Source organism: Aeromonas sp. QDB11 (assembly GCF_027705265.1).
Lineage (GTDB): Bacteria > Pseudomonadota > Gammaproteobacteria > Enterobacterales > Aeromonadaceae > Aeromonas > Aeromonas allosaccharophila.
On record NZ_JAPDBM010000099.1, the window covers coordinates 1 to 9250 of the forward strand.

The 9250-nt window shown below is 61.5% G+C and carries 9 protein-coding genes and 1 pseudogene; 8 read left to right on the top strand and 2 right to left on the bottom strand.

The window, feature by feature from the left end:
• The first annotated feature begins 439 nt into the window (after positions 1-439).
• The 8 genes from OKC40_RS21035 to OKC40_RS21070 all read left to right on the top strand — a co-directional run bounded on the left by OKC40_RS21035 (position 440) and on the right by OKC40_RS21070 (position 7751).
• Positions 440-754: a hypothetical protein gene (locus OKC40_RS21035; RefSeq protein WP_005337929.1), complete on the top strand. Its 315-nt coding sequence runs from the start codon at positions 440-442 to the stop codon at positions 752-754.
• A gap of 296 nt (positions 755-1050) precedes the next feature.
• On the top strand, positions 1051-1401 hold the full coding sequence (locus OKC40_RS21040) for an ArsC family reductase (protein ID WP_270796868.1): 351 nt from the start codon (positions 1051-1053) through the stop codon (positions 1399-1401).
• Between the two features lie 9 nt (positions 1402-1410).
• Positions 1411-2538 (top strand): succinyl-diaminopimelate desuccinylase, encoded by a 1128-nt coding sequence (dapE, locus tag OKC40_RS21045; protein ID WP_270796869.1) that lies wholly within the window; start codon positions 1411-1413, stop codon positions 2536-2538.
• A complete protein-coding gene (locus tag OKC40_RS21050) occupies positions 2535-3224 on the top strand; it encodes a M15 family metallopeptidase (RefSeq protein ID WP_270796870.1) in 690 nt (229 codons plus the stop codon). Before dapE ends, OKC40_RS21050 begins: the two co-directional genes overlap by 4 nt.
• Positions 3221-3367 (top strand): hypothetical protein, encoded by a 147-nt coding sequence (locus OKC40_RS21055; protein ID WP_270796871.1) that lies wholly within the window; start codon positions 3221-3223, stop codon positions 3365-3367. The genes OKC40_RS21050 and OKC40_RS21055 overlap by 4 nt, the downstream gene beginning before the upstream one ends.
• 269 nt (positions 3368-3636) lie before the next feature.
• Entirely contained in the window at positions 3637-5364 is a 1728-nt protein-coding gene (locus tag OKC40_RS21060; protein ID WP_270796872.1) for a potassium/proton antiporter, read from the top strand.
• Positions 5365-5407: 43 nt separating this feature from the next.
• A complete protein-coding gene (locus tag OKC40_RS21065; RefSeq protein WP_270796873.1) occupies positions 5408-6511 on the top strand; it encodes a beta-N-acetylglucosaminidase domain-containing protein in 1104 nt (367 codons plus the stop codon).
• Between the two features lie 31 nt (positions 6512-6542).
• Positions 6543-7751, top strand: a complete 1209-nt coding sequence (locus OKC40_RS21070) for a cation:proton antiporter (RefSeq protein WP_270796874.1) — start codon at positions 6543-6545, stop codon at positions 7749-7751.
• 73 nt (positions 7752-7824) lie between these two features.
• Here OKC40_RS21070 and OKC40_RS21075 read toward each other — a convergent pair whose 3' ends face one another.
• On the bottom strand, positions 7825-8457 hold the full coding sequence (locus OKC40_RS21075) for a LysE family translocator (protein WP_042058111.1): 633 nt from the start codon (positions 8455-8457) through the stop codon (positions 7825-7827).
• Positions 8458-8712: 255 nt separating this feature from the next.
• Positions 8713-9250: pseudogene (locus tag OKC40_RS21080) on the bottom strand (IS30-like element ISAs2 family transposase); the annotation flags it as partial.

A 9250-nucleotide genomic window follows, 5' to 3' on the forward strand; every position in this document is an offset into this window, starting at 1 on the left:
TTCGACACTCTTTATCCGCCCCCGGTCTTCACATTTAGATTATTCAGATTAGGCGACAACTATTCTGACACCGGGGGACCGCCTGCGGGTTGTAATCCTTGATAATGCCGTAGACCACGGCAACCAGTACGAGCAAGACGAATAGCAGTTCCAATATTCACTCCTGATAAATTTATCGAAGAGCGAAATCTAGTGTTCTGACCACCGTTTGCCTTTGATCCCTATCAAGAAAGGTGCCGTCATCGGGATTCATCAGCATAATATGTCGGTCACGTAACAAATTTTCGTTATTTCAACTGCTGGAAAACCTTTGTCCGCCCTTATCGGGGAATTGTGTGACGCGACTCCCCTCTTTTTTGCGTTGGATCAACATATGACGGCGCCGAAGTGGCGAAGATGCGCTTCGACATATAGCGACCATTTCGCGCCGGAGAGAGTTATGACAAGCCAAGCCACCGCAGGTGCCTCGACCTGCGACTACAAGCTGTGGGACATCCTCGTCGAGTCTGCAAAGGAACGCACTACCATTCGTTACTCCAAACTGGCCAAGCAGGCCGGGCTGGAGCAGTGCCAGGATGAACTGCGCACCCTGCTGCAACGCATCCGCATGTACTGCACCGAAAACAACCTGCCGATCCTCTCCGCCATCGTGGTGGACGACGTGGGCAAATACACTGGCCTCTCTTCCAGCCTGCCTGATGCCCCCTGGGAACGGGCCCGGGTCTTTGACCATGAGTGGACCACCCTGCACTGATTGACGTGCTTGATGATGCCGACCAAAACGCGCCCGCTGGCGCGTTTTGGCTATCTGGCGTTTGCCCCCGTCTCTTTTTTCCGCAATAACCGCGCCATCGGGCACTCCCGCCGCAGTGATCCTGACCTGAGCTCGAAAGCACCGTTCAGGTGCGACCAGTCACGAGAATCCCCTCACTCCAGACCATCAGCGTTGCCATGAGATCGCCACAATGCCAGAATCAGGCCCTTGCACTGTTTTCATTCGGATTTTCGGGCCCTTGCCCACGGCATGCGCCCACAAGAGAAGGACTCCCCATGGCCACCACCCTCTATGGCATCAAGAACTGCGACACCATCAAGAAAGCCCGCAAGTGGCTGGATGAGGCCGGTATCGACTACCGCTTTCACGACCACCGCGCCGATGGTCTGAACCCGGACGATCTGGACTGCTGGCTGGCACAACTCGGCTGGGAAGCCCTGCTCAATAGCCGCGGCACCACCTTCCGCGCCCTGCCGGATGAGGCCAAACAGGGGCTCGACACCGCCAAGGCGCGCGCCCTACTGCTGGAGCACCCGGCCATGATCAAGCGCCCGCTGCTGGACCTTGACGGCGAACTGACCCTGGGCTTCAAGGCTGATCACTACCAATCCCTCTTCTCCCGTTAAGGACAACTGATGTCGGATGTCATCGCACTGGCCAAGGATCTGATCCGCCGCCCCTCCGTTACCCCCCTTGATGAAGGGTGCCAGACCCTGATGGCGGAGCGCCTCGCCAAGCTAGGGTTCGTTATCGAGCCCATGGTGTTTGAAGACACCACCAACCTCTGGGCCCGCCGTGGCAGCGAAGGACCGCTGTTCTGCTTCGCCGGGCACACCGACGTGGTGCCCGCCGGGCCGCTGGACAAATGGCACACCCCGCCGTTCGAGCCGACCATCAAGGATGGCGTGCTCTACGGGCGCGGCGCCGCCGACATGAAGGGCTCGCTGGCTTCCATGGTGGTGGCGGTCGAGCGCTTCGTGGCCGAGCATCCGGATCACGCAGGGTCCATCGCCTTTCTCATCACCTCCGATGAAGAGGGGCCCTTTATCAATGGCACCACCCGGGTGATCGACACCCTGGAGGCCCGTAACGAGAAGATCCGCTGGTGCATCGTCGGTGAGCCCTCCTCCACCGCCGTGGTCGGCGATGTGGTGAAGAACGGCCGCCGCGGCTCCATCACCGGTGATCTGCTGGTACGCGGGGTGCAGGGCCACGTTGCCTATCCCCATCTGGCGGACAACCCCATTCACAAGGCCGCGCCGGCGCTGGCAGAGCTCGCCGCCACCGTGTGGGATGAGGGCAACGCCTACTTCCCCCCCACCAGCTTCCAGATCGCCAACATCTCGGCCGGCACCGGCGCCTCCAACGTCATTCCGGGCGAGCTGCAGGTGCAGTTCAACTTCCGCTTTAGCACCGAACTGACCGACATGGATATCCGCGAGCGGGTCGAAGCGCTGCTGGATAAACATGGCCTCGATTATCAGCTGAGCTGGACCCTCTCCGGCCAGCCCTTCCTCACCGACACCGGCGCGCTGCTCGATGCGGCTGTGGCGGCCATCGAGGCGGTCAATGGCCAGCAGCCAGCCCTGCTCACCACCGGCGGCACCTCCGACGGGCGCTTTATCGCCCCCACTGGCGCCGAGGTGATTGAGCTTGGCCCCGTCAACGCCACCATTCACAAGGTGAACGAGTGCGTGAAGGCGGACGATCTGGATCTGCTGGCCGACATGTACCAAGGGGTGCTCGAGAGATTGCTGGCATGACGCAGGAACAACTAATGGGGCTCGAAGAGAGCCATCTTATTGTGGTGGGGCGCGGCCCCCATCGTCTGACCGCCGCCACCGCGGCGGCCTTCAACGACATGCAGGTGGCGGCCGCCTATGAGGGGTTCAACCTGCAGGCGGCCTCCAGCTGGCGCAGCTTCGAGCGCCAGCTCGCCATCTGGAATGGCAAGTGGCGCGGCGAACGGCCACTGCTCGATGCCAACAGCGAGCCCATCGATGCCCTGCAACTCTGCGAGACAGAGCGGCTGCACGCCATCTTGCGCTGGAGCGCCCTGCCCGGCACCAGCCGTCACCACTGGGGTACCGATCTCGATATCTACGACCCGGACTGCCTGCCCGCCGACACCAAACTGGCGCTGGAGCCCTGGGAGTATGAAGCCGGGGGCTGGTTTGCAGATCTCAGCGAGTGGCTCAGCGACCATATGAGCGACTTCGGCTTCTTCCTCCCTTATGCCAAACCGGTCGGGGCGGGAAGCGGGGTCGCCTACGAGCCCTGGCATATCAGCTTCTCGCTGGAGTCCGACGAGCAACGGCTCGATCCCACGGCACTGGCGCTTTGCCTGCAACAGGCGGATATTGAAGGCAAGTCGACCATACTGGCCAACCTTGATGACATTTTGGCCCGTTATGTCATCACCTGTCCTGATGAAAGGAAAATCCCATGACTCTCTGGCTGTGGATAGGGTTGCCGCTGCTGTTCCTGCTCGGGCTGTTTCTCAATGCCATCAAAGACATGAAACGGCTGGAGAAGCAGTTGCCCAACTACAAGGACAAGATCCGCGAAGTGAAGGATGACGAGGACGACTGAATCCCGCCTCATCCCGTGGGGAGCGCCCTTGTGCTCCCCTGCCCCACTCCTGCCCGACCTCACTGGCCCCCCATTACACCCCGTCTTCTCACCCTGAAATCAACGCTCCTTTGGCTCCGCTTTCGTTCACCTTGTCGCGGTCATCATATGGCGCAGGCATGAGGTGAAAAATGTAAAAAATGCAAATTAATGCACAATCAAGCCACACAAGGGGGGCCTAACTGCATATAATGTGCCTACTTTGCACATTACCAGGAAGGAGTTCGCCCTTGGATGCCGCTACCATCAACAGTTTCTTTTTTGTCGCTGCCCTGTTGGTGGGAGCCAGCGTACTGTTGAGCGCCCTCTCTTCCCGCCTCGGTATTCCCATTCTGGTTATCTTCCTCGCCGTCGGCATGCTGGCCGGTGAGGATGGCCCCGGTGGCATCCACTTCGCCGACTACTCCATCGCCTATCTGGTGGGCAACCTGGCACTTGCCATCATCCTGCTCGACGGCGGCATGCGCACCCGGGTCTCCTCGTTTCGGGTCGCGCTCTGGCCTGCGCTGTCGCTCGCCACGGTCGGGGTCGCCATCACCACCGGCCTGACGGGTCTGGCCGCCGCCTGGCTGTTTGACCTCAGTTTGATGCAGGGAATGCTGATCGGCGCCATCGTCGGCTCCACCGATGCAGCGGCGGTCTTCTCCCTGCTCGGCGGGCGCAGCCTCAACGAGCGGGTGAGCGCCACCCTGGAGATAGAGTCAGGCAGCAACGATCCGATGGCGGTGTTTCTCACCGTCACCCTGATTGAGGTACTTGCAACCGCCCAGCAGGGGCTGGATGCGGGCTTCCTGCTGCTGCAACTGGTCAAGCAGTTTGGCCTTGGCGCCGGGATCGGTCTTGGCGGCGGCTGGCTGCTGTGGCGCCTCATCAATAGCGCCCGTCTGGCGCCGGGGCTCTATCCGCTGCTCACCGTCAGCGGCGGCCTGCTGATCTTCGCCCTCACCACGGCGGTCGGTGGCAGCGGCATTCTCGCCATCTATCTCACCGGTCTGTTGCTCGGCAACCTCTCCCTGCGCAGCCGCAGCACCACCCTGTCGGTGCTGGACGGTCTGACCTGGCTCAGCCAGATCGGCATGTTTCTGGTGCTGGGGCTGCTCGCCTCGCCCCACAAGCTGCTGCCCATCGCCCTGCCCGCACTGGCGCTGGCAGCCTGGATGATCCTGTTTGCTCGCCCGGTGTCGGTCTGGATCGGGCTGCTGCCGTTCAAGAACTTCGCCCCGCGCGAACGCTGGTTTATCTCCTGGGTTGGCCTGCGCGGCGCGGTGCCGATCATTCTGGCGGTGTTCCCCATGATGGCGGGGCTGCCCAACGCCCAGCTCTACTTCAACGTCGCCTTCTTCGTGGTGCTGGTCTCGCTGATTTTGCAAGGCAGCTCGCTGCCGCTGGCCTCAAAACTGGCGCGGGTGGAAGTCCCAGCGCCGCCGTCGCCCATCAACCGCTCCGGGCTCGAGATCGATCTCGACAGCCAGTGGGAGACCTTCGTCTACCAACTGGGGGAGGAGAAGTGGTGCATCGGCTCACCACTGCGGGATCTGCAGATGCCCGCCGGCACCCGGATCTGCGCCCTGTTTCGCGGCCGCGAGCTGCTCCACCCCTCGGGCAGTACCTGTCTGCAGGCCGATGACATCCTCTGCGTGATCGGTCACGAACGCGACCTCCCTGCCCTCGGCCAACTGTTCAGTCAGGCGCCGGAGCAGGATCTCGGCCCCCGCTTCTTCGGCGACTTCCTGCTGGAAGCGGACGCACGGCTGGTGGATCTCGCCCCTCTCTACGGGCTGGATGTGAGCGAGGTGGCGGATCAGACACTGGGCGATTTTATTGCCAGCCAGTTGGGCGATAATCTGGTGGTCGGTGACAACATCGAATGGCAGGGCCTGATCTGGACCGTGGCCGAAATGGACGAGAGCGTGCCGAGCAAGATCGGGGTGCGTTTTCAGGAAGAGGACCCGGTCTGACCGACCGTCCCGTATCAAGTCCCCAGCAAGAAGGGAGAGAGTTATGCCATATCAAAGTTTGCTGTCCGGCCCCCTGCCCCCCGCTGCCAATCTGGGGGTCATTGAAGGCTTTTTTGGCAAGGGATGGAGCTGGCAGGCCCGCGCCCGCTACACCCAGTGGCTGCCGCGCCACGGTTACGGCTTCTATATCTACGCCCCGAAAGAGGATGGTTATCTGCGCAAGCACTGGGCCCTCCCCTGGCCAGAGCAGCAGCTGGCCGATCTCGCCGAGCTGGCGCGCCAGTGCCGCGCCAACGGGCTCGCCTTCGGGGTGGGCTTGAGCCCGATGGGGGCGCACCACGACTACGATCGCAAGCGCCCGGCGCTGCTTGAAAAAGTGCGCCTGATCGACGAGATGCTTCAGCCCGATATTCTGGCGGTGCTATTTGACGACATGAAGGGGGATACCCCGGACCTGGCCCGCCACCAGCTCACCATCGCCCACGATATCGCGGCCCACAGCAAGGCGAGCCGCCTCATCTTCTGCCCCAGCTACTACTCGACCGATCCGGTGCTGGAGAAGGTGTTCGGCGCCATGCCTCCCCGCTATCTGGAAGAGCTTGGCGAGCAGCTCGACCGCCGTTTCGAGATCTTCTGGACCGGCCCCAAGGTCTGCTCGACCGAGTATCCGGCGGTACACCTCAAGCAGGTGACCGAACTGCTCGGCCGCAAGCCCTTTTTGTGGGACAACTACCCGGTCAACGATGGCAGCAAGGCGAGCAGCTACCTCCATCTGCGCGCCTTCGAGAACCGCCCCGCCGAGCTGGCGGAGCTGGTCGCTGGCCATGCGGTCAACCCGATGAAGCAGGCGGCGCTGTCGGCCCTGCCGCTTGCCACCCTGCCGATGAGCTACCGGCTCGGCAAGCAGTACGATCCCGACAAGGCGTTGCACGCCGCCCTCAATGCCACCTGCGGCCCGCAGATCTCGGCGATGATCGAAGCTGACCTGCCGCTGTTTCAGGATCTGGGGCTGGCGCAGCTCACCCCCGAGCAGATTGCCGCCCTCAAGGCCCGCTACCTGCCGTTTCGGGATCAAGCCTGCGTCGACGAAATCGTGCGCTGGCTCGACGGGGAGTATGTGTTCGACCCCGACTGCCTGACCGATTAAACCGCCCCCGCAGGGGCAGAAAGGAGGTTGTATGGATGCACACCTGCTTTACCAGAACCTGGCGGTGATCGCCGCTTTCTTGCTGGTCTATAGCCTGCTCGCCGGGCGCTTTGAATCAAAACTGGTCAACGGCCCCCTGCTGTTTATGCTGGCGGGCTGGCTGCTCGGGCCGGGTGGTGTGGAGCTGATCGCCCTCTCCATCGACAGCGATGGCATCAAGCTGCTGGCCGAGCTCTCGCTGGTCATCGTGCTGTTCAACGATGCCGCCAATACCAACTGGCAGGTATTGCTGGCCAACCGGCAACTGCCGATCCGGCTGCTACTGATAGGCCTGCCCCTCACCCTGGTCTGTGGCGCCCTGTTTGGCCACTGGCTCTTCCCCGATTTGCCACTGCTGGAGATGGCCATTCTCTCCACCATACTTGCCCCCACCGATGCGGCGCTCGGCAAGGCGGTGGTCAGCAACCCGGCCGTACCGGCACCGGTGCGTGAAGGGCTCAATCAGGAGAGCGGCCTCAACGACGGTATCTGCGTGCCGGTACTGCTCCTGTTGTTGGCCCTTATCGCCCCCACCGAGCAACATGCGGGCACCGCGACGCTGGCCATCACCCTGATGCTGGAGGAGATCGGCATTGGCCTGCTGGTTGCCTTCGTGCTGACCAGCCTCACCATCCGGCTGCTGAAAATCTCCTATCTCAACGGTTGGCAACTGCCGCTGTGGCGCCAGCTCACCATGCCGGGGCTGGCCCTGCTCTGCTTTGCGCTGGCTCAGAGCCTGGGTGGCAGCGGCTTTATCGCCGCCTTTGTCGGCGGCCTCTTTATCGGGCGCAGACTCGGTGAACACAAGCACGCCTATATGGACAGCTGCGAAGGGTATGGCGACCTGCTTTCTGTGGTGATCTGGATGGTGTTTGGCGCCACCCTGCTCCCCATGCTGCCGGAGCTGATGCACTGGCAATACTGGCTCTATGCCATTGCCAGCCTCACCCTGCTGCGGATGGTGCCGGTCTGGTTGAGCCTTATCGGCACCGGCCTCAAGCCCGAGCTCAAGCTCTTTATCGGCTGGTTCGGGCCACGGGGCCTTGCCAGCATCGTCTTTGCTGTGATGGTGCTGCAAAACCAGCCGGCGCTGATCGGCCAACGCCCCATCATCGCCACCGTGCTCTGCACCATCATTCTGAGCGTGTTGCTCCACGGTCTGACCGCCAACCCCTGGGTCGAGCGCTTCAAAGCTCGCTGAGCCAGGCCGCGCCCATAAAAAATGCCACCGACCGGTGGCATTTTTCTTTGGTGGCGAGGGTAAATGACGGCACTCAACCAAGCGCCAGCCAGACTCCCACTCCCAACATCAGGGTACCGGCGATGCGGTTCATCAACGTGACGTTGCCGCTCCTGGCGAGGAAGTGGCGCAGGGTGCGACCACCGCTGGCGTAGAGCAGCAGGCAGGAGAACTCGATGACCAGGATCAGCGCCACCAGCGCGCTGATCTGCGGTGCCATCGGCTTGTCGGCAGAGATAAAGGGGGGCAGCAAGGAAATCATAAAGGCCCACCCCTTGGGGTTGGCGATGGCGGTGACAAAGCCCTGCACCGCCAGTCCCATGGCGCTGGTCTGCTGACCGGCCGAGAGATCCGCCGGAATGGCCATCTTCCCTTTGGCCTGCCACATCTGGATGCCAAGCCACACCAGATAAGCGCCCCCGACATATTTGAAGGCGGCGAAGATCCCCGGATAGTTGAGCATGATGGCGGCCACCCCGATCACCGACAGTACCGAGACCAACCCTACCCCGATCAGCTCCCCCCACATCATGTGCAGGGTACGGCGCACACCCAGGCTCATCCCCAGCGTCATCGACAGGGTCATGCACATGCCGGGGGTCACCGAGACAAAGAAAAAGGTCGGGATAAACAGAGCCAGAATGGCCGGATCGATCCAGCTGGACACAACACACCTCCATGGGACGAGAGCGGGGAATAACGGAAACCGGACAATATTGAATCAATACAGCCAGTTGTACCACATATTCAGGGGATTAAGCGTTCAATCATGCCTAAACGGCTCCTTGCGCACAAGGAAAAACCTTTTCTTCAGCACATTTCAGCAATAAAAGCCTGTGACAGCTCCTGACGCTAATGTGTAATATGTCGGCTCCTCCAATTTCGGATTAGCGCGAATTCAACTTCGAAGTGCGACACTCGCCTATGCCGCCTGACGGTACTCTTCGAATACCTTGACAGGCTGCCTGAATCCGAGACATTTCCGAGGTCGTAGGTTGAGCCACTGCTCCGCTCTCCTGACATCCTCGTCCGTGACCTCTCTCAGGTCTGTTCCCTTTGGGATAAACTGCCTCAACAGCCCATTGCTGTTCTCGTTCAGACCGCGCTCCCACGAAGAGTAAGGGTGCGCAAAGTAAGTCTCGGCACCCAGCGCTTCCTCTATCGCCTTGTGTTCGGCAAACTCGCCGCCGTTGTCAAAGGTGATGGTATGCACCTGCTCGATGTAGGGCGTTAACATCTCGATTATCGCATCCCGCACCACCCCAGCCTGTTTGCTCGCGACCCGCTTGACCAGATAGAGCCGGCTCTTGCGCTCCACCAGGGTGACCAGTGCACCTGTGCCTTGCTTGCCCAGCACCGTGTCCGCCTCCCAATCACCGAGCCGCTCCCGGCTATCGACGATAGCCGGCCGTTCATCAATAGAGCGGGCTTCCTTGATGGGAGAACGCAGGCTGCTCGCC